The sequence below is a fragment of the Devosia sp. 67-54 genome (genome assembly GCF_001899075.1).
GTDB lineage: Bacteria > Pseudomonadota > Alphaproteobacteria > Rhizobiales > Devosiaceae > Devosia_A.
Genome location: NZ_MKVA01000005.1, coordinates 1,070,892 through 1,092,183 on the forward strand (window position 1 = coordinate 1,070,892; position 21,292 = coordinate 1,092,183).

The following is a 21,292-nucleotide window of genomic DNA, read 5'->3' on the forward strand; positions in this document are numbered from 1 at the left end:
TCTGCCGCCAGCGCCCCCCGCGCCGGCCGCTCACGCCTTCAGCCGCTGGTTGGGCGGTCGATCCGCCGTCCATCGGCTGTCGCCGATAATTTAGCGGCCACAATGCGATATGCAAGCCGGAGCGCGGCTGCAAGTGCGCAGTGTGGGTGGTTTGCCACGATCGGCGCGCGCCAGCCCTGACTGAGGCCACGGCGGACGGCGCGCCTGGAAAGATGTCGTCAGTCCTCGCGCCGGTCAGCGCATGAACTTGCAGGTGATGAGCGTCAGCGTCGAAGCAGCCAGCAGCATCGGCAGCAAGAAGATCGCGGCGTCGATGTAGTCGAGAAGGTTGAGCATTTGTTAACTCCCTCATTGGGCAGCTCTTTCGGCCGCCTCCATTGAACAGATGCTGGAGCGGGAGTTCATCCGGCGTTCACGCGCCGGAAATAGCGGCGATCAGCGTTAAGCGGGACTTTCCGCGGCGTCGGTGACGCGCAATTGCACGCTGGTCTGGCCCTGGTAGTGGTCGAGGCTCAGCGTGCCGGCGACGTGGAGTGGCCGGTCGTCGCCCGCGGCGAGCAGCGCCTGGCCGAGCGGCGTGGTGGCGGCGCGGAAGGCGATGGCCTTGAGCCGCGCGCCGTCGCCGGAATTGAGCTGGAAGCTCACATGGCCCCCTGCCCCCACCACCTGCGGGAACTTCACGCGATGGGCGGGAAAGGCGAAGACCGGCTGCGGGTTGCCGGCGCCGAACGGTCCGGCCCGCTCGATGTCCTCGACGAAATCGACGGTGGCGCCGCGGGCGCTGAGCGCGGCATCGATCCTGAGATCGGTGAGCGCCCGGGCGGTGCCGACAGCGCCGCGCAGCGCGTCGCTCATGTGGGCGCGGAACGGGCCGAGCTGGCCCGGCTTCAGGGTGACGCCGGCCGCCATGGCGTGGCCGCCACCCTTTTCGATGATGTCGGCCTCGACGGCGGCGATCACGGCGCGGCCGAGGTCGACGCCGGGCATGGAGCGCCCCGAGCCCGTGCCGGTGCCGTCGGGATAGAGCGCGATGGCGAAGGCCGGGCGCTCGAAGCGCTCGCGCAGGCGGGCGGCGACGAGGCCGACCACCCCGGCATGCCAGTTGGCGGAGGCGAGCACCAGCACCGGCGGCCCCTCGCCGTCGCCGATCTCCTCCTCGGCGACGCGGGTGGCCTCGGCGACCGCGTCGAGCTCGATCTTCTGGCGTTCGGCGTTGAGCTCGTTGAGGCGGGCGGCGATCACCAGCGCCTCGTGCTCGTCGTCGAGGGTGAGCAGCCGGGTGCCGAGCGCCGCATCGCCGATGCGGCCGCCGGCGTTGATGCGCGGGCCGACCAGATAGCCCAGATGGTAGGGATTGAGCGGGCCGGTGACGCGGGCGGCGAGCGCCAGCGCGCCGATGCCCCGGTTGGCCGCGTGGCGCGCCACGTCGAGGCCGCGCACGACGAAGGCGCGGTTGAGGCCGGTGAGTGGAACGACGTCGCAGACGGTCGCCAGCGCCACCAGGTCGAGCAGTTGCATCAGATCGGGCTGGCCGGTGTCGCCGCGCTGGCGCAGCAGCCGGTTGGCCGCGACCAGCACCATGAAGGTGACGCCGGCGGCGCAGAGGTAGCCGAGGCCGGAGATATCGTCGGGCCGGTTGGGGTTGACGATGGCGAGCGCGGCATCCGGCAGGCCGTGGTCGCTGAGATGGTGGTCGATCACCAGCACATCGGTGCCGCGGCCTCTGGCGTGGGCGATCGGCCCGGCGCTGACGGTGCCGCAATCGAGGGTGACGATGAGCGTGGCGCCGGCGTCGATCAGCTTGTCGATGGCGGCGACGTTCGGGCCGTAGCCCTCGAAGATGCGGTCGGGGATGTAGACCTCGGGATCGAGGCCGAAATGCCTGAGATACCGGCTCATCAGCGCGCAGGCGCTGGCGCCGTCGACGTCGTAGTCGCCGAACAGCGCAACCTTCTCGTTGTTGGTGATGGCCGTCACCAGACGGGCGGCCAGCCGGTCCATGTCGGCCATGGTGGACGGGTCCGGCATCAGGTTGCGGATCGTGGGGTTCAGGTACTCCTCGGCGCCCTCGATGGTGACGCCACGACCGGCAATGATCCGCGCCAGGATTTCACTGACGCCCAGACGCTGCGCGATCGCCTGCGCGATACGCGTCTCGGCGTCCCCGAGCCGGTCCACCCAGGCGCGGCCGGTGATCGATTTCATGACGTTGAGGAAGGGCTCGGCCATGGCCCGGAGGTAAGCGCAATTGCGCGCGCCGTCGAGGCGGGCAAAAGCGACATCGTCGCGATTTCAAGGTCTAACACGCAGATTTTTGGCCCCCATATCTTCGCCATCTTTCACGATGGGGACCAAGATGCTCCGTTCTCGCTGGTTTCGACTTTCGGCGCTGTTCGCCGTGCTGCTGACGGTGTTTTCGCTGTCGGCGGTGAGTACGGCCGAGGCGCGGTTCGGCGGCAGCTTCGGCAGCCGCGGCATGCGCACCTACCAGACGGTGCCGGCGACGCCGACAGTGCCGGGCGTCACCGGGCCGGTGCAGCGCTCGATGACGACGCCTGGCTACAACAACGCCGGCGGCCTCGGCGCGCCTTACGCGCGAACCGGCGGACTGTTCAGTGGCATGGGCGGCTGGCTGCTCGGCGGCCTGCTGTTCTCGGGCCTGTTCGGCATGCTGTTCCATGGCGGGCTGATGGGATTCGGCGGCTTCGGCGGCATCTTCAGCCTGATCATCCAGGTGGCGATCCTGTACTTCGTGCTGCGCTGGGTGTTCCGCCGCTTCGGCTGGGGCCAGCAGCCGGCGGCGAGTGGCCCGGGCTATGGCGGCAATGGCTACAATTATTCCGCGCCGCGCCAGGACTGGCAGCCGTCCGGCGGCGGCTATGGCTCGGGTGCCGGTGGCAGCCGCGGCGGCAAGGACGAGATCGGGGTCACCAATGCCGACCTCAACGTGTTCGAGCAGCGGCTGAGCCAGATGCAGGATGCCTTTTCCCGCGAGGACCATGACGCGCTGCGCCGGATCACGACGCCGGAGGTGATGAGCTACCTCAGCGAGGAGCTGGCGCAGAACGCCGCCAAGGGCCTGCGCAACGAGGTGTTCGACGTCAAGCTGCTGAGCGGCGACATCGCCGAGGCCTGGCGCGAGGGAACGGACGAGTATGTAACGGTGGCCCTGCGCTACGAGAGCCGCGACGTGATGCGCAACCGCGCCACGGGCGAGCTGGTCTCGGGCATCGACGGCCTCGACCAGCACTCGGAGGTATGGACCTTCGTCCGCCACAACCGCGGCGAGTGGCTGCTGAGCGCGATCCAGGGGGCGTAAGCCCTGGGACCGGGGATTGGCGCGGGCGACCGAGGGGCCGCCCGTTTGCATTTTGGCGCAACTGCGCCCAGATATACATTCAGACAATGTATATCCGGAGCGATGACATGCGTGTCGCAAAGTGGGGCAACAGCCTGGCAATCCGACTTCCCTCGGGTGTGGTCGACGCGCTGGAGATCAAGGAGGGCGACGAGATCGAGCTTCACGCTATTGACAGCCGGGAGTTCGACGTCGCCAAAAAGCCGACCCGGAACGAGCTGATCGCTCGCCTGCGCAAATATCGCGGCCTGTTGCCTGCGGACTTCAAATTCGACCGCGGCGAGGCCAATGAGCGCTGACTTCCTCGACAGCAACGTCGTTCTTTACCTCGCCTGGACAGATGAACAGAAGGCGCTCACCGTCGAGGATCTGCTGCGAGGTAAGCCGCTGATCAGCGCGCAGGTTCTCAACGAGGTCACCAACGTGCTGCTGAGGAAACGGCGGCTGGACTGGGCGGTCATCAACGGCTTTGTCGACGGGCTGCTGTCCGTAACAACGGTGCTGCCGATCGGCGAGCCCACCAATCGGAACGCCAGGACTCTGGCGGCGCGCTACGGCTTCGCGTGGTATGATGCGGTTATCATCGCGTCCGCCCTCGAAGGAAACTGCACACGCCTGTTCAGCGAAGATATGCAGCATGGCCAGCAGGTCGGTGAGCTGACGATCGTCAACCCCTTCCACTAACCCTGGTGGCATCGAGGCCGAAGTGACGGCAAGCGGTCTGCAACGATGCTGCGGAAGCAGGAACAGCGGATCGTGGCCGGGTGCGCCACCCTCCATCCTTTACCGGTGATGTTCCGCCGTGATCCAGCGGACGGTCTGGCTCCAGGAGCGCATGACGACGGTGGCGGTGCGGACGGCGTTTTTCTTGTAGCGGACACCGCTCAGCAGGCTGCCGTCGGTGACGCCGGTGGCGGCGAACAGCACGTCGCCCGAGGCGAGCTCGTTGGTGGCATATTTGCGGTTGGGATCGGTGATGCCCATGCGGCGGGCGCGCTCGCGCTTTTCCTCGCTGTCGAGCATCAGCCGGCCCTGCATCTGGCCACCGATGCAGCGCAGCGCCGCCGCCGCCAGTACCCCCTCGGGCGCGCCGCCGGAGCCGATATAGATGTCGATGCCGGTGTCCTCGGTGTTCACGGCATGGATGATGCCGGCGATGTCGCCGTCGCTGATCAGCTTGATGGCGCAGCCGGTCGAGCGCAGTTCCTCGAGCAGCGCGCCGTGGCGCGGGCGGTCGAGCATGCAGGCGGTGATCTCGCTGACCGGCACGCCCTTGGCGCGGGCCAAAGATTCGATATTTTCGCGCGGGCTCATGTCGAGGTCTACGGTGCCGGCGGCGTAGCCGGAGCCGATGGCGATCTTCTGCATGTAGACGTCCGGCGCGTTGAGCAGCCCGCCGCGCTCGGCCATGGCCAGCACGCAGATCGAGTCGGGCTGGTTCTTGGCGCAGAGCGTGGTGCCCTCGAGCGGATCGACGGCGATGTCGACCTGAGGGCCGTTCCTGCCGCCGACCTCCTCGCCGATGAACAGCATCGGTGCCTCGTCGCGCTCGCCCTCGCCGATGACGATGCGGCCATCGATGCGGACGTTGCCGAGCTCGTTGCGCATGGCTTCGACCGCGGCGTGGTCGGCCGCCTTCTCGTCGCCCTTGCCGCGCCAGCCGGCGGCCGCGATGGCGGCCCGCTCGGTGACGCGGACCAGCTCGAGGGTCAACGAGCGGTCGATGATGGCCGTGGCGGCGCCGGTCTCGGTCTGGGTCAGCTTCACGTCGGGCGTCCTCGGTTCAGTGCTGTCGATGTGCCGCCATTCCGCGCCGGCGAGCCGTCGCCGACTGTCCTCGACAGGCGCTAGAGACTCTCGATCCGGATGAGCTGCGGCTGGCCGACTATGAAGCCGTCGGCGGCGATCAGCGCAAGCGCTTCCCGCACGGACTGTTCCAAAGTCGAATGGGTCAGCAGCACGATGGTCCGGATGCTGGCGTCGGCGGGCCCGGCGTCGGTGACCCGCAGATCCGGCCGCTGGATGACGCTTTCGAGCGAAATGCCGGCGGCACCCATGCGCGAGGCGATGGCGGCGAAGGCGCCGGGCACGTCGCGGGCGTTGAGGCGGATATAGTAGCCGCCCTCATGCGCCTTCATCGGCGCCTGCCGATACGGTACCAGCTCCTGGCTCGGCACGCCCAGCGGCGGCACGCGGTTGCCGCGGGCGATATCTAGGATGTCCGAAAGCACCGACGAGGCGGTGGGCGGACCGCCGGCGCCGGGGCCGGCGAGCAGCAGCTCGTGCACGTGGTCGGTCTCGAGCGCCACGGCGTTGAGCACGCCGTCGACGCCGGCGATGGCCGAGGATTTGGACACCAGCGTCGGATGGACGCGCTGCTCGATGCCTTCGGGCGAGCGCTGGGCGATGCCGAGCAGCTTGATCTTGTAGCCGAGGTCGCCGGCGACCTTGATGTCGGCCTGGGTGATCGAGGTGATGCCTTCGACGAAGATCTCGTCGGGGGCGATCTCGCAGCCGAAGCAGAGCGAGCTCAGGATGGCGAGCTTGTGGGCGGTGTCGAAGCCGCCGACGTCGAAGGTCGGGTCGGCCTCGGCGTAACCCAGGCGCTGCGCGTCCTTGAGGCAATCGTCGAACGAGATGACCTCGTTGCCCATGCGGGTGAGGATGTAGTTGCAGGTGCCGTTCATAATCCCGTAGACGCGGGCGACACGGGCCGAGCCGAGGCCCTCGCGCAGCGTCTTGATGACGGGAATGCCGCCGGCGACGGCCGCCTCGAAGCCAAGCTGGGCCGCGTTCTCCTCGGCCAGCCGCGCCAGCGCCACGCCGTGGCGGGCGAGGAGCGCCTTGTTGGCGGTGACCACTGGGCGGCCAATCTCGAGCGCCGCGCGCACGGCGGCGAGCGCCGGGCCGTCCTCGCCGCCGATCAGCTCGACGAACAGGTCGATGCCGTCGGATTTGGCGAGCGCCACCGGATCGTCGAACCAGGCGAGGCCGGAAATGTCGATGCCGCGGTCCTTGCTGCGGGACCGCGCGGCGACGGCGGTGACGACCACCGAGCGGCCGAGCTTGCGGGTCAGCTCCTCGCCGTCCCGCTGCAGGATGCGCACCAGGGTGGCGCCGACATTGCCGAGGCCGGCGACGCCGATGCGCAGCGGCGGGGCGGGCGGGGCCTCGGCGGCGTCCTGCATGGCCTTGAGGATGCGCTGGCGGGTTTCCGAGCGCGGCTCCCGGCCCTCGCGCAAATCGAAGACGAACAGCGGGTCGCCGGCGATCTGCCGGCCGAAGCGCGTCGGGGTCCAGCCGCGCGCGGCGATGAAGGATTCGATGGTGTCGCGGAAGGACTGGATATCGGACATGACGCGCTCCGGAATGCGCGAGCGTCATGCTAGGCATTTGCCTATTCGTCAATAGGATTGAAGCGATGTGATAGCATTGCTATCTTTGATTGCATCGATATCAATGCAGACAGGAGGCTCAAATGGCTGCTTTGACGATCCGAAACATCGACGAGACGCTCAAGAGAGAGCTGCGCAAGCGGGCCGCTGCCAATGATCGGTCTATGGAGGAAGAAGCGCGAACGATCCTCCGAAAGGCGCTCTCGAGACCAACCGCCGCCGATAAAGGCCTAGGGACCGCGATACGCAAGCTGGTGGAGGAGCATGGCGGCGGCTTCGAACTCGATCTGCCCCCGCGCGGACCGGCGAGGCCTCTGCCTGATGTCTTCGACGAATGATCATCGTCGATACCAACGTGCTCGGCGAGCTCGTGCGGCCACACCCGAATGCAGATGTCATTGCCTGGATGGACCGGCAGGCGGCGAGCGAACTGGTGACGACGGCGATCACCGTTGCCGAGATGGAATTGGGCATCGCAAAAATGGCCGAAGGCAAGCGCAGAACCCAACTTGTCGCGCTCAATGCCGCCATCCTCGGGCGGCTGGCAGCTGTCCTGCCGTTTTCCGCGGACGAGGCAGTGAGCTACGCTTATGTCGTGAACAAGCGCCAGCGGCTCGGGCGCCGGATCGAACCACTCGATGCCCAAATCGCGGCGATCGCCCTGTCGCATAAGGCGGTCGTCGCCACGAGAAACACCAAGGACTTCGACGACACCGGCCTCGACCTCATCAACCCCTGGGAAGCCTGACTACTTCGCGCTGGCGAGTTGCACCACGTTGCCCTGCCCGGCCTGGTGGCCGCTCAGGAACTTCTTGATGGTGCGGGCGGCCTGGCGGATGCGCTGCTCGTTTTCGACGAGGGCGAGGCGGACATACTGGTCGCCATATTCGCCGAAGCCGACACCGGGGGCGACGGCAACGCCGGTCTCCTGGATCAGCAACTTGGCGAATTCCAGCGAGCCCAGATGCGCATACTGGTCCGGAATGGGCGACCAGATGAACATGGTCGCCTTGGGCGACGGCAGGCGCCAGCCGGCGCGGGCGAAGCTCTCGACCATGACGTCGCGGCGCGCCTGGTAGATGTCGCGGACTTCGGCGATGACTGAATCGTCGCCGTTGAGCGCCGCCGCGGCAGCCACCTGGATGGGGGTGAAGGCGCCATAGTCGAGATACGACTTCACCCGGGCCAGCGCCGCGATCAGCCGCTCGTTGCCGACGGCGAAGCCGACGCGCCAGCCGGGCATCGAATAGGTCTTGGACATCGAGGTGAACTCGACGGAAATGTCCATGGCGCCCGGCACTTCGAGCACCGAGGGCGGCACCTCGCCGTCAAAATAGATCTCGGAATAAGCGAGGTCGCTGAGGATGAAGATGCTGTGCGCCTTACAATAGGCCACGACCTCCTTGTAGAAATCGAGCGTCGCCGTATAGGCCGTCGGATTGCTGGGATAGTTCAGCACCAGCGCGATCGGCTTGGGGATGGAGTGGCGGACGCCGCGATCCAGCGCGCGCATGAAATCCTCGCCCGGCTCGGCCGGCATCGAGCGCACCACGCCGCCCGACATGATGAAGCCGAAGGAATGGATCGGGTAGGTCGGGTTGGGCACCAGCACCACGTCGCCCGGCGCGGTGATGGCCGACGCCATGTTGGCGAAGCCTTCCTTGGAGCCGAGGGTGGCGACGACCTGGGTGTCGGGGTTGAGCTTCACGCCGAAGCGGCGGCCGTAATAGCTCGCCTGCGCCTTGCGCAGCCCGGGAATACCGCGCGAGGTCGAATAGCGGTGGGTGCGCGGGTCCTTCACCGTCTCCTGCAGCTTTTCGACGATGTGTGCCGGCGTCGGCATGTCGGGATTGCCCATGCCGAGGTCGATGACGTCGACGCCGTTGGCGCGGGCCTTGGCCTTGATCGGATCGATGTGCGCAAAGACGTAAGGCGGCAGGCGGCGGATGCGGTGGAAATCGTCGTTCATGGGATCCTCGCGGGAGGTGCGATGGCTGCGGCGCGTCGGCGCACTGTCGGCAGGCATTATCGCGGAATTATGGTTTGGGCCCGGTTAAGCCCGGCTCGGTCGGTTCCGCTCTCTCCAGTCGCCCGGCGACCCGTGGAGAGAGCTAGCGAGCGGGGGCGGCCGCTGCCGGCGCGGCAGTCGTCACCCAAATCAGCCGGATGTACTTCCGAAGGACCATGCTTCGCTCATACGGAGGCATGATGCGATTGTCCAGCCGGGGTGGCTGGCGCCCTGCCCTCATTTGCGATGGGCGAGGCGGTAGCTAAAGAGGGTGGCGACGAGGATGGGGACGATCACGCCGATGGCGGTGGCGGTCAGCAGGATCGCGGGCTGGCCGGAGAGCAGCGCGGTGCAGGCCATCAGCAGGCCGCCGAGCAGCATCAGCCAGCCGCCGAGGCGGTTGGTGGCCTGCCAGTTGGCGGCGTCGGCGAGGGTCCAGGGCAGGCGAATGCCGACCACGCCGTTGGGCTGGGTCTTGGGCATGATGTTGCCAAGGACGACGAACACGACCCCGAGCGCCAAGACGACGATGCGGACCATGTCGACGGCGATGCCGACGCCGATCATCACGATGGCCGTCTGCACCACGACAAACAGGCCGAGCAGCACCGACATGGCGGTCGTCAGCGCCTGACGCCCGCCTGCCGCCGCGGCGCTGCGGCGGACCCAGACCAGCAGCCCCAGCACCAGCACGGCGATGGCCGGCAACAGCAGCAGGGCGAGATCACGCGGCAGGAAGCCGTCGGCCGCGCCGGTCACGCCCCAATGCACCGGCAGGTCGACGCCGGCCGGCACCAACACGAAGCCGGCGATGCTGGCGACGGCCAGCGCCACGGCAAGGACGAGGTTGAACGGCGTTGCGACGGGATGGGTCATTGGTCACGCTCCCTGAAGGCGAGGAGGCCCGACAGCGCTTCCTCGAGGATGGACATGTTGAGGTGATAGACGAGGGTGGTGCCCTGCCGTTCCACCACCACCAGCCCGGCGTCGCGGAGCTTGGCGAAGTGGGCCGAGAGCGTCGGCTTGCTGAGCGGAAAATGGCCGGCCAATTCGCCGGCGCTCATCGGCCGCTGCCGCAGCAGCGCCAGGACCTGCCGCCGCACCGGATGGGCAAGGGCTTCGAAGACGGCGTTGATCGGCATGGGCAGAGCTTCTTTCGTCGCTCTGCTAATTAGTCAATCTACTAAATATCGTCAAGCTGCCTAATGGGCCTGGAAGAACGGCAGCGCCACGCCGGCGCCGAGCAGCACGATCACCAATTGCAGCAGCAGGAACAGGGTGGTGAGGCCGGGCAGGATCAGCCGCAGGGCGGCCGCGGCGCCGGCCCCGCGCCCGGCATTGCCGAAACGGCTGATGACCGCGACGACCAGCCAGACGGCGGCGGTAGCGATCGGCATCTGGAGGAGGGCGAGATTGCGCGGCAGGGTGGCGTCGACATGGCCGTCGAGCCCCCAATGCACCGGCAGCGGCTTGCCGTCGGGGATCAGCAGGACACCGGCGATGGTGGCGACGACCAGCACCGCGAGCAGGACGAGATTGACGGGGTTGCGCAGCATCAGGCGGTCACGGGCGGCAGGAAGGCGCTGTCGGAAACGCCGAACAGGCTGAAGATCCGCTCGGACCCGGGCGTGGAGACGACGGCACGATCGAAGGGCATGGCAGGCTCCGATGCTGGTCTCGCCGGCGCAAACAAAAAGGCCGGGAGTGCTCCCGGCCTTGTAGCATCGATCCGAAGCTCAGCGCTTGGAGAACTGGAAGGAGCGGCGGGCCTTGGCCTTGCCGTACTTCTTGCGCTCGACGACGCGGCTGTCGCGAGTGAGGAAACCGCCCTTCTTGAGCACGGCGCGCAGCTCGGGCTCGTAGTGGGTGAGCGCCTGGCTGATGCCGTGGCGCACGGCGCCGGCCTGGCCGGAGAGGCCGCCACCGGAGACGGTCGCGACCACGTCGTACTGGTCCTTGCGGGCCGCGGCGACGATCGGCTGCTGCAGGATCATCTGCAGCACCGGGCGGGCGAAGAACAGGTTGAAGTCCTTGCCGTTGACGGTGATCTTGCCGTTGCCGGGCTTCACCCACACGCGGGCGATGGCGTTCTTGCGCTTGCCGGTGGCGTAGGCGCGGCCTTCCTTGTCGAGCTTCTGCACGTGCACGGGGGCGGCCGGCTGGGCGCTGGCGGCCGAGGTGGTGCCGAGGTCTTCGAGCGAATTGATGGTCTCGGCCATTAATCGGCCCTCACGTTCTTGGAGTTCATCGCGGCGACGTCGACCTTTTCGGGCGACTGCGCCTCATGCGGATGCTGGTCGCCGGCATAGACGCGCAGATTGCGCAGCTGCTGGCGGCCGAGCGGACCGCCGGGGAGCATGCGGCGCACGGCGTTCTCGAGCACGCGCTCGGGGAAGCGGCCGTTGAGGAGCTGGCGCTGGGTCCGGTCCTTGATGCCGCCGGGGTAGCCGGTGTGCCAGAAGAATTTGCGCTGATCGAGCTTCTTGCCGGTCAGCTTCACCTTCTCGGCGTTGATGACGATGACGTTGTCGCCCATGTCCATGTTGGGCGTGAAGGTCGGCAGGTGCTTGCCGCGCAGGCGCAGCGCCACGATGGAAGCGAGGCGACCCACGACCAAATCGGTCGCGTCGATCAACACCCATTTCTTCGTGATGTCACCCGGCTTGGCCGTGTAAGTCGACATCGGAATTTCCTTGAAATCTGGCGGGGTCCGCCGGTTTTGGTGGCGCGTGTGTAGCAGGGATTCTGCTACCGTCAAGCGCAGATTATTTCTACTGAAAAATCAGTCACTTGCGCTTTCGGTATAATAATACCTCGACGCGGACGCCTGCGTTTTCAAGCATAGCCGCGCCGGAGCAGCATGTCGGCCGCCTTGTCGAACTCCGCCTCGGTGGGCAGCGCGAATTTGAGGGTATCGGCGTGGCGGGTGATGACGCCGAACACCGTCGCCACGGCCACGGCGTCGGTCAGCGCCTCGCGCGTGACGCCGGCCTGCAGCACGGCGGCGGCGTCTGCCGCACTGACATCGTCCGGCGTGCGGGTCAGCTTCTCGAGAAAGCCGAGCGTGGCGATCAGGCCGAGCGGCAGCGGCGCCGTATGGTAGTCCGCAAGGGCGGCATCGACCGTGGCCCGCGTCAGCCCCCGCGCCGAGGTCGCCCGGTGGGCGCCGACGCAGAAGGCGCAGGAATTCCACTTGGCCACCAACGCCGCCATCAGTTCGCGCTCGCCGACGCTCCACTGGCTCGGATCGCGCATCGCCACCTGCGTCCACTCGCCGAGGATGCCGAGGAAATCCCGATGGTAGAAGGCCGCCCGGGCGGCGTCGGGGAGACGCATGCCCGAGACCAGCGAGATGAAGTGGATCAGCAGGCGATTGCCGAGGCTGTCGCCGCGGTCGATTTCGGCCAGCCTCATGGAAGGCTGGCCTCGTCGATGGCGGCGAGCCCCGCCTTCCAGCGCTCGAGCGCAGCGCCGACGGCCGCGGCGGCGACCAGCTCGAACGCCGCCCGGTCGGACCCGGCCAATTGCCGCACCGCCGCCATCTGCGCATCGGTCACGCGATAGGCGGCCGCGCCGATCTGGCGAGCGAGATCGTCGTAGGGCGGCGCAATCGGCGGACCTCCGGCGGCGCGCCGGCCCATGTCCTGCCGCAATTGCGGAGGGGTCTCGGCGGGTTCGGCGAAAACGCGCTGCTCGAGGCGGGCGGCAAGGGCGCGGTGGTCGGCTTTTTCGGTCGGCATGGGAATTCCTTCGCCGGTCAGTATGGCCCCGACCGCCGCCGCCGCCAACGAAAAATCAGGCTGCGACGCGGCGCGGGGTGATGTCGGCGAGCCAGGCCATGGTGGCGCCGGCGAGCATGAAGGCGAGGGCCTGGTGGCCGAGGGCCAGCGGCAGCGGCACGCGCAGCACCAGCGTCGAGATGCCGAGCACGGCCTGCAGCAGGATCAGCAGCGCGATGCGCGGCAGCCAGCCATTGGCGCCGGCGAAACCCCCTGCCCCGCGCTTCCATAGGAACAAGGCGGCGGCGTAGAGCACGATGACATAGGCGATGGTGCGGTGGATGAACTGCACGGTGAGGGCGTTCTCGAACAGATTCTTCCACCAGGGGTCCATGACGTTGAGGCCGTCGGGCACGAGGCTGCCGTCCATCAGCGGCCAGGTGTTGTAGCCCTGCCCGGCGTCGAGGCCGGCAACGAAGGCGCCGGCGATGATCTGCAGGTAGACGAGGCCGAGCAGCAGCAGCACCGGGCCGCGCTGCACATCGGCGGGGATCGGCCGCGCCGGGCCCAGCCGCCGCGCCACCCAGATCAGGGCGAGGAACAGCAGCAGCGCCGCGCCCAGATGCGTCGCGAGGCGGTATTGCGAGACCGAGGTCAGGTCCTGCAGGCCGGACGACACCATCCACCAGCCGATGGCGCCCTGCAGGCCGCCGAGCAGGAACAGCACGGCGAGCGGCACCGCGAGGTTCCAGGTGAAGCGGCGCTGCACCAGAAAGACCAGGAACGGCACGGCGAAGACGAAGCCGATGACGCGGCCGAGGAAGCGGTGGCCCCATTCCCACCAGAAGATGAACTTGAACTCGTCGAGGCTCATCCCCTGGTTGAGGACGGTGTATTGCGGGATCTTCTTGTAGTTGTCGAACTCGGCCTGCCAGTCGGCGGCGCTGAGCGGCGGCACGATGCCCGAGATCGGCTGCCATTCGGTGATCGACAGGCCGGATTCGGTGAGCCGGGTGATGCCGCCGACCACCACCATCGCCAGCACCATCAGCGCCACGACGTAGAGCCAGATGCGCACCGGCTTCAGGCGGTCGGCCGGGGCGGCGTTGGGGATGGACTCGGCGGCAGTGAGCGAAACCACGGGCATTGACCGGACAAGGAAATTCGGGCGAGGGAATAGCCCCGTCCCCCGCCCCGCGCAATAAGGGCGCATTGTCGCGTGGCGCCGCCCATCGCCGCCGCCGCCCGCCGGCCCGAAGGAGCCGACGCCCGCATGCAGCAAAAGACCCGCAAGCTCTGGGGCACCGTGGCCATTATCGTGCTGCTGATCGTCTATCCGCTGGCGATCATGCAAATCTACGTGACGACGATGATGGATTTGCCCTGGTGGGGCGCGATCCTGGTGCTGTGCATCGCGGGGCTGTTGTGGTTCTACCCGGCGAGTTGGGTGGTGCGCTGGATGAGCAAGCCGGACTGAGGCGCCTGTTCTTGTGGGTGCGAGCAGGGATCAACGCTTGGCTTAAAGTTAATCATCATAATCGGGAATCTCCGGCGCAAGAGTATGCGCGAGAGAACTCACCTCTGACTCGATGCTCTGCAGTGCATCACCCAAGATTGTCGAGGAGACTTCGATGGACGCGAGCGCAGAGTTTATCATCTTCAATTCTGCCACTACTGCTGAGGATTCACTCATGTGCGATGGGCTGCAAACGTCATTCGTATCAAACCGTCCGCCTATGTGATCCGCTGCGGATCTCAATTCATCGAGGTCGTGTTGTATTGCCTGCAGTTCTGCGGACCGCATCTCATCAATGTCGTCCCTAAGGTTTCACAGCTGAAATATCGCTTCGCGTAGACTGCCGTGGATAGCGCCTAGCGTGCCCAGAATGCCGAGCACAGCGAGCCCCGCGAACATGACCAAGATCAACTGACCATCGCTCACTCCGAGCTTCATCGCCATGCCGTGCCACCACCCGCCGTCCATCCCGACCTCCCGCACAACAATGTTGCCAGCTTAGCATCGCGCCAGCAGCTACCCCTTGCCCAGCATCGTGAACACGGCGGGCGTTGCGAACACGTCCATGTAGCGGCGGGCCTGGAACAGGCCGTTGAGCGAGACGCGGGGCAGCGCCGTGAGGCTGTCGCGGTGGCGGCGGTAGAGGCCGCCGGGAATGGTGGTGACGGCGGAGCGGAGGCCGAGGCCGGCGGCCATGGCGTATTCGCGCGGACCGGCCGAGGCGGTGCCGCCGATCGGATAGCTCAGATGAATGGGGCGCCTGCCGAACTGCGCCTCGAGCACCTTCAGCGACATGGCGATCTCGCTCTGCGCCTGCTCGGCGGGAAGCTTGGCGAGTTCGTAATGGTGCACGGTGTGGGCGCCGATGGTGCAGAGCTGGTCGGCGGCGAAGCCGCGCAGCTCGGACCAGTCCATGATCAGCGAGCGGCATTGCGCGGCGAGGTCGTAGTCGTATTTGGCGGCGAGGTCGCGGATCAGCGCGACGCGCTCGGGCTCGGGCATGGCGCGCATCCTGAGATAGAGCGCGTCATAGGCGGCGTGCTTTTCGCGCAGCGTGGCGGTGGGCACGATCTCGGTCTCGCCGGCGATCTCGACGGCGAGCGCGTCGCGGGCGGCGACGATGTCCTCGAGCGCCTGCCACCAGACCTCGCCGACGCCATCGACCAGCGCCGTGGGCACGTAGAGGGTGAACGGGCATTGCTGGCGGCGGAGGACGGGCAGCGCGTATTTGAGGTTGTCGCGATAGGCGTCGTCGAAGGTGAAGACGGCGAAGCGCTTGACCTGGAAATCGGCCTCGACGCGGCGGATGGCCTCGTCGAGATCGACGATGTCGAAGCCGAGCGCCCGCACCCGGCGGATGGCATAGTCAAGGAAGTCCGGCTTCACCTGTAGAATCGCGTTCGGGGCGAAGTCGGCCGGATCGTCGGGCAGCACGCGGTGCAGGGTGAAGATGATGCCGCGGGCGCTCGACAGGGCGCGGACGAGCCCGGTGATGCGGCTCGCAGAGAGGGCCTCGAACATGCCGCGGATGGCGGCGTAGCGCAGCCCCGCCATTACGCGACTTCGGATTGCGCCTCGGGCACGGCGACGCTGCGGGCGGTGTCGAAGCCGAGCGCGGTGGCGTCGGCGGCGGCCGCTTCGGCCAGCGAGGCGGGGGTACCGGCGCCGCGCACCAGCACCAGCCGGCCGGGTGCGCCCTGGAACAGCGGCAGGTTGGAATTGAGGCCGACGCGGCCGGTCAGCACGATCACCACTTCGTAGATGTCGGCCAGCGCCTCGACCAGGGTGACGGCGCGCGGCGAGCGGCGGTCGAGGGTCGCGAGCTGGCCCCATGGCACTTCGGCGAGGCCGTCGCGCAGCCGGTGCACGACGTCGCCGAAACTCACCTGCCCGGCGCAGAGGTCGCTGATCCCCGGCTCCGCCGACATCCGGCCGCTGCCGGCATCGACGCGGCAGACGCTGAGGCCGGCCTGCAGGGCGTCGCCGGCGAGAATGTCGGCAACGATCGCGGCGTCGCGCGCCTCGCTGACGCCGGCGAGCAGCACGATGCGCACGCGGCCGAGCGCGAGGTCGGCGCTGAGGTTGGAGAGCTCGAGGGCGTTGGCGGCGGCGGCGCGATGGCGCGGCGCCGGAACGGGCTCGACGGCCCAGGCCGGCGCCGTGGGGGCCGCCTCGAAAGCATCTGCGTCAGCATCCGGCGCGTCGACCCCCGGTGCGTCGAAGGCGGTGACGACATCGGGCTCGGGCATGTCGCCGAGATCGAGCTCGGGCGCTGCGACCTCCGGCTCGATCTCGGCCGGCTCGTCGGCGAAGGCGTGATCCGGCTGGCCGTCCTCGGCGTCGTGATCGGGCGGGGCGTCGTCCGCGGGCCCGGCGTCATGGCCGAACGACGGTTCGTGCGGCCGCGCGTTGCGATCGTAAACGGCGCGGCCGGACATCAGCTCGCCGAAGAGCACCGTTCCAATCTGCAGCGCCAGCGAGACGAATCCCACGGCGCCGAGGATGAGCGAGGTTTTAGGTGACACCGGCGACACCGACGGCGCGGCCTGGGTGACGATGCGGACGTCGGGCAGCACGGAGCCGGTGTCGGTGCGGCCCGAGGCGTCGCGGTATTTGAGCAGGTAGGAGTCGAGCAGATCGCGCTGCGCCTTGGCCTCGCGGGTCAGGCTGTCGAGCGTGACGCCGTCCCTGGTCTGGGTCGAGGCGGCGGACTGGGCCCGCTTCAGGTCGTCGTTGAGCGAGGCGATGATGCCGTTCTGCACGTCGACCTGGGCGGCAAGGCCATCGGCGATGCGCTTGGCCTCGGCCCGGATCTGCGCATTGGTCTGGGTGATCTGGGCGTTCAGCGCCTTGATGGTCGGATGCGCCGGCAGCAGCAGCGCCGATTTTTCGGCCAGCGTCGATTGCAGCGTGGCGCGCTGCTGCATCAGGCTCTGCACCACGGCGCTGTTGCGCACGTCGTCGGCGCTTTCGACCGAGGCGCCGGATTTGAGCAGCGAGCGGATCAGGTCGCCGCGCTGCTGCGCCGAGTTCTTGGCGGACTGCGCGTCGGTGATCTGCTTGCCGATGTCGGAGATCTGCTGGTCGGGCAGCGTCGTGCCGTTGGAGCCGGCAAAGATGGCGTTCTGCGACTTGAAGTCGGCGACCTTGGTATCGGCGGCCTGTACCTTGACGCGCAGCTGGTCGATCTGCTGCTGCAGCCAGAGGGTGGCGTCCTTGGTGTCGGCCAGCGACTGCTCGGCGCGGCGTTTGACGTGCTCGGCGGCGATGGCGTTGGCGATCCTCGCGGCGAGATCGGGATCGTAGGAGCGGACGTGGATGGAGATCACGGCGCTGTCGAGCTCGCGCACCACCGTCAGCCGGTCGGCGAGGGTGTTGAGCACGGTGTCGTCGACGCTCTTGGGCTCGGGCTTCTTGCCGATGAGGCCGAGCACCATGGTCAGCGGACTGCTGCTGCCGGCGCCGTTGAACTCGGGCAGCGACCGCAGGTTGAGCTGGTCGGCGACCGCCTGCAGCGTATCGCGCGACTTGATCAGCTCGATCTGGCTGGACAGCAGCGCGTCGATGGAGATGCCGGAATTGCTGCTGCTCGAGGTCTGCGTCGCGGCCTGGGTGTAGGTGTTGGAGCGATCCTCGACGAGGAGGCCAGCGACCGATTCATACTGCTTGGGCACGAACATCAGGATGAGGAAGGTCGCCACCAGCAGCAGCGCCGTGACGACGATGATGCGCAGCGCCCTCGCCCACAGCGCGCCGACGAGCGCCACCACGTCCATCCGCAAATCTTCGGCAGATGCCGACTCGACCGTCATCTTATGCCTCGCAATCGTCGGACGAGTTATCGGGCGGACGTGGTCAACAATCGGTTAAGGCGGTTGCAAAACGCATCGGCGGGCCGGGCGCATAAGCACATTGTTAACCATAGCCGGCCGACACTCCGCGGTGACTCGCGAGATGGTACGTTCGAATGCGCTGGCTGCAGCTCGGTCTGTTGTTGCTTCTCCTGCCGCTGGCGGCGTGCTCGATCAATCGCGTCAGCACCTATCAGGCGGAAACGCGGGGTCCGTACACGCTCGACGCCGGCGACGTGATCGCGGTCTCGGTGTATGGCGACGACACCATCAGCAAATCCTACAAGATCGACGAGGCCGGCATGGTGTCGATGCCGCTGGTCGGGCCGCTGCCGGTGCGCGGGCTGACCACCAATGCTGCGGCCGCCGAGATCGCCGCCGCCCTCGCCCGCGGCTTCATGCGCAACCCCAATGTCTCGGTGCAGATCGACACCTACCGGCCGTTCTTCATCCAGGGTGCGGTCAAGAGCGCCGGCCAGTTCGCTTATGTGCCGCAGATGACGGTGCGGGCGGCGATCTCGACCGCCGGCGGCTACACCGACACTGCCAACCGCAGCCGGGCGACGATCTACCGCAAGGACGGCGACCAGATGCAGAAGGCCACGGTCGACCTCGATTTCCCGATCTATCCGGGCGACACCATCGTCATCGCCGAACGCTGGCTCTGACGAATTGCCCGCGCCGCCGCTCCGTATCATGCAGGTCCTGCGCGCGCCGGTGGGCGGGCTGTTCCGGCACGTCTACGACCTCACCCAGGAGCTGGCGCGGCGCGGCCACCAGGTGGGCGTGGTCGCCGACAGCCTGACCTCGGACGCATTGACCGGGCAGCGGCTGCGTGAGCTCGCCCCGTCGATCGCGCTCGGCACCTATTATTTCCCGATGCCGCGCACCGTGGGGGTGGGCGACGTCACCACGCCGCTCCGGGTGCGGCGGCTGGCCAACACGCTCAAGATCGACGTGCTGCACGGGCACGGCGCCAAGGGCGGCGTACATGCCCGGCTGTCGCGCCTCGGACGCGGCGACCGGGTGGCGCTCAACACCCCGCATGGCGGCGTGCTCAACTACAAGCCGGGCACGCTGGTCGGCGGCTTCTTCCGCTCGATCGAGCACGCCATCGGCGCCATCACCGACGCCTACATCTTCGAAAGCGCCTTCGCGCAGCGGCGCTTCCACGAGATGATCGGCCGGCCGCCCTGCGCCGAAGAGGTGATCCACAACGGCCTCGCGCCGGAGGAATTCGACCCCCTGCCCTGCGATCCGGACGCGCACGATTTCGTCTATGTCGGCGAGTTCCGCGGCGCCAAGGGCATCGGCTATCTGATCGAGGCGCTGGTCGAGGTGAAGGCGGCGGACGGGCGGCCGGCGACGATGGCGATGGCCGGCGGCGGCCCCGAATTCGAGCAGACAAAGGCGCGCATCGCGGAACTCGGCCTCACCGACCGGATCGAGCTGCTCGGGGTGCGGCCGGTGCGGCAGGCGCTCAACCGCGGCCATTGCCTCGTGGTGGCGTCGCTGGCGGAATCGCTGCCCTATGTGATCCTCGAGGGCAGCGCCGCCGGGCGGCCGGTGATCTCGACCAATGTCGGCGGCATCTCCGAGATTTTCGGGCCGACGTCGGGCAGCCTGTTTCCCGCCGCCGACACCGCGGCGCTGCGCGGCGCGATGCAGAAATTCATCAACGATCCGGCGGCGGCGATGGCGGAGGCCAAGGTACGGCTCGACTACATCCGTCCGCGCTTTTCGATCGCGCACATGGTCGACCAGATCGAGGCGCTCTACTACGAAACGCTGGCGAAACGCCGCGGCTGACCGCACGGTTGAATAAAGCTGTCATGGTTAATCATGACCGCAGGTTTTCACTCGGTCTTCATGCATTTCTTCCTATCTTTGAAAGCAGTTAGAGTTCGCCCGAGTTCTGCCGTCCGATGTTCCGCCTCGATCCGACCCAAGCCGTTCTCAGCCACGTCGCACGCAAGGGCGCCGCGGGCCCGGCGGAGCTCAGCGCCGAAGCGCGGCAGATCATCGCCACCCCGATCGAGCCCAGCTTTTCGTCGACGGTGATCGTCGGCCTCGCCCAGGGCGTCGAGGCGTTGCTGCTGGCCACGCTCGGCTTTGCGGTGTTCGCCAGCTACATCGACAGCAGCCAGGGCTTCATCTACCTGCCGGCGATCGCGCTCGGCACGCTGTTCGCCAATATCCTGTTCAATGCGGCGCGGACGCACCGCATCGCCGCCTATCGCACGCTGGTGCAGCAAACCGGCCGGGTGCTGGCGGCGTGGTCGGTGATGTTCATCACGCTGATGAGCCTGATCTTCCTGCTCAAGGGCGCGGATCTCGTGTCGCGCGTCTGGCTGGTCGGCTGGTATCTGAGCGGCGCCGTGGTGCTGGTGGCGTTCCGGCTGTCGCTGCGGGCGCTGGTGCTGCAGTGGACGCGCGAAGGCCGGCTCAAGCGCCGCACGGTGATCGTCGGCGGCGGTCACGATGCCGAAGTGCTGGTCGAGCAGATCAAGCGCTCGGACGGCGCCGATGTGCGCCTGCTCGGACTGTTCGACGACCGCAACGACGAACGCTCGCCGGAATCGGTGGCGCAGGTGCCCAAGCTCGGGCGCGTCGCCGACCTGCTCGAATTCGCGCGCCAGACGCGCGTCGACCTGGTGATCGTGTCGATGCCGCTGAGCGCGGAAACGCGGGTGCTGGAAATGCTGACGCAGCTCTGGGTGCTGCCGGTCGACATCCGGCTCAGCGCGCATATGAGCAAGCTGCGCTTCACCTCCAAGGCGTATTCCTATGTCGGCGACGTGCCTGTGTTCGACATGGTCGACCGGCCGATCTCGGACTGGAACCTCGTTTTCAAATGGCTGTTCGACAAGATCGTGGCGGTGGTGGCGCTGATCCTGCTGTCGCCGGTGATGCTGGTCACCGCCATCGCCATCAAGCTCGACAGCAAGGGGCCGGTGTTCTTCAAGCAGAAGCGGCACGGCTTCAACAACGAGCTGATCGAGGTCTACAAGTTCCGCTCGATGCGCACCGACATGGCCGACGCCACGGCCAGCAAGCTGGTGACCAAGGGCGATCCGCGCGTCACCCGCGTCGGCCGCTTCATCCGCAAGACGTCGATCGATGAGCTGCCGCAGTTCTTCAACGTGCTGACCGGGCAGCTCTCGGTGGTGGGCCCGCGCCCGCATGCGACGCAGGCCAAGGCCGACAACCTGCTCTACTACGAGGCGGTGGAGGGGTATTTCGCCCGCCACAAGGTGAAGCCGGGGATCACCGGCTGGGCGCAGATCCACGGCTGGCGCGGCGAGACCGACACGGTCGACAAGATCATGCAGCGGGTGCAGCACGACCTCTATTACATCGAGAAATGGTCGATCCTGCTCGACCTCTACATCGTGCTGATGACCCCGGTGTCGCTGTTCTCGAAATCCGAGAACGCTTACTAAGA

General features: G+C 67.4%; 24 protein-coding genes. 9 read left to right on the forward strand and 15 right to left on the reverse strand.

The window, feature by feature from the left end:
- Window positions 1–441: 441 nt before the first annotated feature.
- Entirely contained in the window at window positions 442–2,229 is a 1,788-nt protein-coding gene (recJ, locus tag BGO82_RS10580) for a single-stranded-DNA-specific exonuclease RecJ (RefSeq protein WP_291305518.1), read from the reverse strand.
- A gap of 127 nt (window positions 2,230–2,356) precedes the next feature.
- Between recJ and BGO82_RS10585 the strand changes: the two genes are divergently transcribed.
- The 3 genes from BGO82_RS10585 to BGO82_RS10595 all read left to right on the forward strand — a co-directional run bounded on the left by BGO82_RS10585 (window position 2,357) and on the right by BGO82_RS10595 (window position 4,042).
- Entirely contained in the window at window positions 2,357–3,319 is a 963-nt protein-coding gene (locus tag BGO82_RS10585) for a TIM44-like domain-containing protein (protein ID WP_291305519.1), read from the forward strand.
- A 107-nt stretch (window positions 3,320–3,426) separates the two neighbouring features.
- Window positions 3,427–3,657: an AbrB/MazE/SpoVT family DNA-binding domain-containing protein gene (locus BGO82_RS10590; protein ID WP_291305520.1), complete on the forward strand. Its 231-nt coding sequence runs from the start codon at window positions 3,427–3,429 to the stop codon at window positions 3,655–3,657.
- On the forward strand, window positions 3,647–4,042 hold the full coding sequence (locus tag BGO82_RS10595; protein ID WP_291305521.1) for a PIN domain-containing protein: 396 nt from the start codon (window positions 3,647–3,649) through the stop codon (window positions 4,040–4,042). Before BGO82_RS10590 ends, BGO82_RS10595 begins: the two co-directional genes overlap by 11 nt.
- 99 nt (window positions 4,043–4,141) lie before the next feature.
- Here BGO82_RS10595 and glpX read toward each other — a convergent pair whose 3' ends face one another.
- Window positions 4,142–5,119 carry a class II fructose-bisphosphatase gene (glpX, locus tag BGO82_RS10600; RefSeq protein ID WP_291305709.1) on the reverse strand — a complete coding sequence of 326 codons (978 nt, stop codon included), beginning with the start codon at window positions 5,117–5,119 and terminating at the stop codon, window positions 4,142–4,144.
- A gap of 86 nt (window positions 5,120–5,205) precedes the next feature.
- Window positions 5,206–6,546: a homoserine dehydrogenase gene (locus BGO82_RS10605; protein ID WP_291305710.1), complete on the reverse strand. Its 1,341-nt coding sequence runs from the start codon at window positions 6,544–6,546 to the stop codon at window positions 5,206–5,208.
- 290 nt (window positions 6,547–6,836) lie between these two features.
- On the opposite strand from BGO82_RS10605, the gene BGO82_RS10610 reads away from it, so the two are divergent.
- Both BGO82_RS10610 and BGO82_RS10615 read left to right on the forward strand, forming a co-directional pair.
- A complete protein-coding gene (locus BGO82_RS10610) occupies window positions 6,837–7,091 on the forward strand; it encodes a plasmid stabilization protein (RefSeq protein WP_291305522.1) in 255 nt (84 codons plus the stop codon).
- The gene (locus BGO82_RS10615; RefSeq protein WP_291305523.1) at window positions 7,088–7,501 is read left to right on the forward strand and encodes a type II toxin-antitoxin system VapC family toxin; all 414 of its coding nucleotides are present in this window, start codon (window positions 7,088–7,090) and stop codon (window positions 7,499–7,501) included. The genes BGO82_RS10610 and BGO82_RS10615 overlap by 4 nt, the downstream gene beginning before the upstream one ends.
- On the opposite strand, the gene BGO82_RS10620 is transcribed toward BGO82_RS10615, so the two are convergent.
- From BGO82_RS10620 to BGO82_RS10660, 9 genes are all read right to left on the reverse strand, one after another.
- Window positions 7,502–8,722, reverse strand: a complete 1,221-nt coding sequence (locus BGO82_RS10620; protein WP_291305524.1) for an LL-diaminopimelate aminotransferase — start codon at window positions 8,720–8,722, stop codon at window positions 7,502–7,504. It lies immediately after the preceding gene.
- Window positions 8,723–8,998: 276 nt separating this feature from the next.
- On the reverse strand, window positions 8,999–9,637 hold the full coding sequence (locus tag BGO82_RS10625; RefSeq protein WP_291305525.1) for an SdpI family protein: 639 nt from the start codon (window positions 9,635–9,637) through the stop codon (window positions 8,999–9,001).
- Window positions 9,634–9,903 (reverse strand): metalloregulator ArsR/SmtB family transcription factor, encoded by a 270-nt coding sequence (locus BGO82_RS10630; RefSeq protein WP_291305526.1) that lies wholly within the window; start codon window positions 9,901–9,903, stop codon window positions 9,634–9,636. Before BGO82_RS10630 ends, BGO82_RS10625 begins: the two co-directional genes overlap by 4 nt.
- A 60-nt stretch (window positions 9,904–9,963) precedes the next feature.
- Complete coding sequence (locus BGO82_RS10635; protein WP_291305527.1) at window positions 9,964–10,317, reverse strand: hypothetical protein; 354 nt, start codon at window positions 10,315–10,317, stop codon at window positions 9,964–9,966.
- 180 nt (window positions 10,318–10,497) lie between these two features.
- The gene (gene rpsI, locus BGO82_RS10640) at window positions 10,498–10,980 is read right to left on the reverse strand and encodes a 30S ribosomal protein S9 (RefSeq protein ID WP_291305528.1); all 483 of its coding nucleotides are present in this window, start codon (window positions 10,978–10,980) and stop codon (window positions 10,498–10,500) included.
- Window positions 10,980–11,444: a 50S ribosomal protein L13 gene (gene rplM, locus BGO82_RS10645; protein WP_291305529.1), complete on the reverse strand. Its 465-nt coding sequence runs from the start codon at window positions 11,442–11,444 to the stop codon at window positions 10,980–10,982. Before rplM ends, rpsI begins: the two co-directional genes overlap by 1 nt.
- Window positions 11,445–11,596: 152 nt before the next feature.
- Entirely contained in the window at window positions 11,597–12,175 is a 579-nt protein-coding gene (locus tag BGO82_RS10650) for a hypothetical protein (protein WP_291305530.1), read from the reverse strand.
- Window positions 12,172–12,501 (reverse strand): hypothetical protein, encoded by a 330-nt coding sequence (locus BGO82_RS10655; RefSeq protein ID WP_291305531.1) that lies wholly within the window; start codon window positions 12,499–12,501, stop codon window positions 12,172–12,174. The genes BGO82_RS10650 and BGO82_RS10655 overlap by 4 nt, the downstream gene beginning before the upstream one ends.
- Before the next feature lie 55 nt (window positions 12,502–12,556).
- Window positions 12,557–13,627, reverse strand: a complete 1,071-nt coding sequence (locus tag BGO82_RS10660) for a COX15/CtaA family protein (protein WP_291305532.1) — start codon at window positions 13,625–13,627, stop codon at window positions 12,557–12,559.
- A gap of 72 nt (window positions 13,628–13,699) precedes the next feature.
- Here BGO82_RS10660 and BGO82_RS10665 point away from each other — a divergent pair, with 72 nt between their 5' ends.
- A complete protein-coding gene (locus BGO82_RS10665; RefSeq protein WP_291305533.1) occupies window positions 13,700–13,957 on the forward strand; it encodes a DUF2842 domain-containing protein in 258 nt (85 codons plus the stop codon).
- A 351-nt stretch (window positions 13,958–14,308) separates the two neighbouring features.
- Here BGO82_RS10665 and BGO82_RS10670 read toward each other — a convergent pair whose 3' ends face one another.
- The 3 genes from BGO82_RS10670 to BGO82_RS10680 form a co-directional block, all read right to left on the reverse strand.
- Window positions 14,309–14,440 carry a hypothetical protein gene (locus tag BGO82_RS10670; protein WP_291305534.1) on the reverse strand — a complete coding sequence of 44 codons (132 nt, stop codon included), beginning with the start codon at window positions 14,438–14,440 and terminating at the stop codon, window positions 14,309–14,311.
- Between the two features lie 72 nt (window positions 14,441–14,512).
- Window positions 14,513–15,550 (reverse strand): polysaccharide deacetylase family protein, encoded by a 1,038-nt coding sequence (locus BGO82_RS10675; protein ID WP_291305535.1) that lies wholly within the window; start codon window positions 15,548–15,550, stop codon window positions 14,513–14,515.
- Complete coding sequence (locus tag BGO82_RS10680; protein WP_291305536.1) at window positions 15,550–17,808, reverse strand: GumC family protein; 2,259 nt, start codon at window positions 17,806–17,808, stop codon at window positions 15,550–15,552. The genes BGO82_RS10675 and BGO82_RS10680 overlap by 1 nt, the downstream gene beginning before the upstream one ends.
- A 155-nt stretch (window positions 17,809–17,963) precedes the next feature.
- Between BGO82_RS10680 and BGO82_RS10685 the strand changes: the two genes are divergently transcribed.
- From BGO82_RS10685 to BGO82_RS10695, 3 genes are all read left to right on the forward strand, one after another.
- Window positions 17,964–18,515, forward strand: coding sequence for a polysaccharide biosynthesis/export family protein (locus tag BGO82_RS10685; protein ID WP_291305537.1), 552 nt, complete (start codon window positions 17,964–17,966; stop codon window positions 18,513–18,515).
- 28 nt (window positions 18,516–18,543) lie between these two features.
- Window positions 18,544–19,656: a glycosyltransferase gene (locus tag BGO82_RS10690; protein ID WP_291305538.1), complete on the forward strand. Its 1,113-nt coding sequence runs from the start codon at window positions 18,544–18,546 to the stop codon at window positions 19,654–19,656.
- 116 nt (window positions 19,657–19,772) lie between these two features.
- Window positions 19,773–21,290: an undecaprenyl-phosphate glucose phosphotransferase gene (locus BGO82_RS10695; RefSeq protein WP_291305539.1), complete on the forward strand. Its 1,518-nt coding sequence runs from the start codon at window positions 19,773–19,775 to the stop codon at window positions 21,288–21,290.
- The last annotated feature ends 2 nt before the right edge of the window (window positions 21,291–21,292 follow it).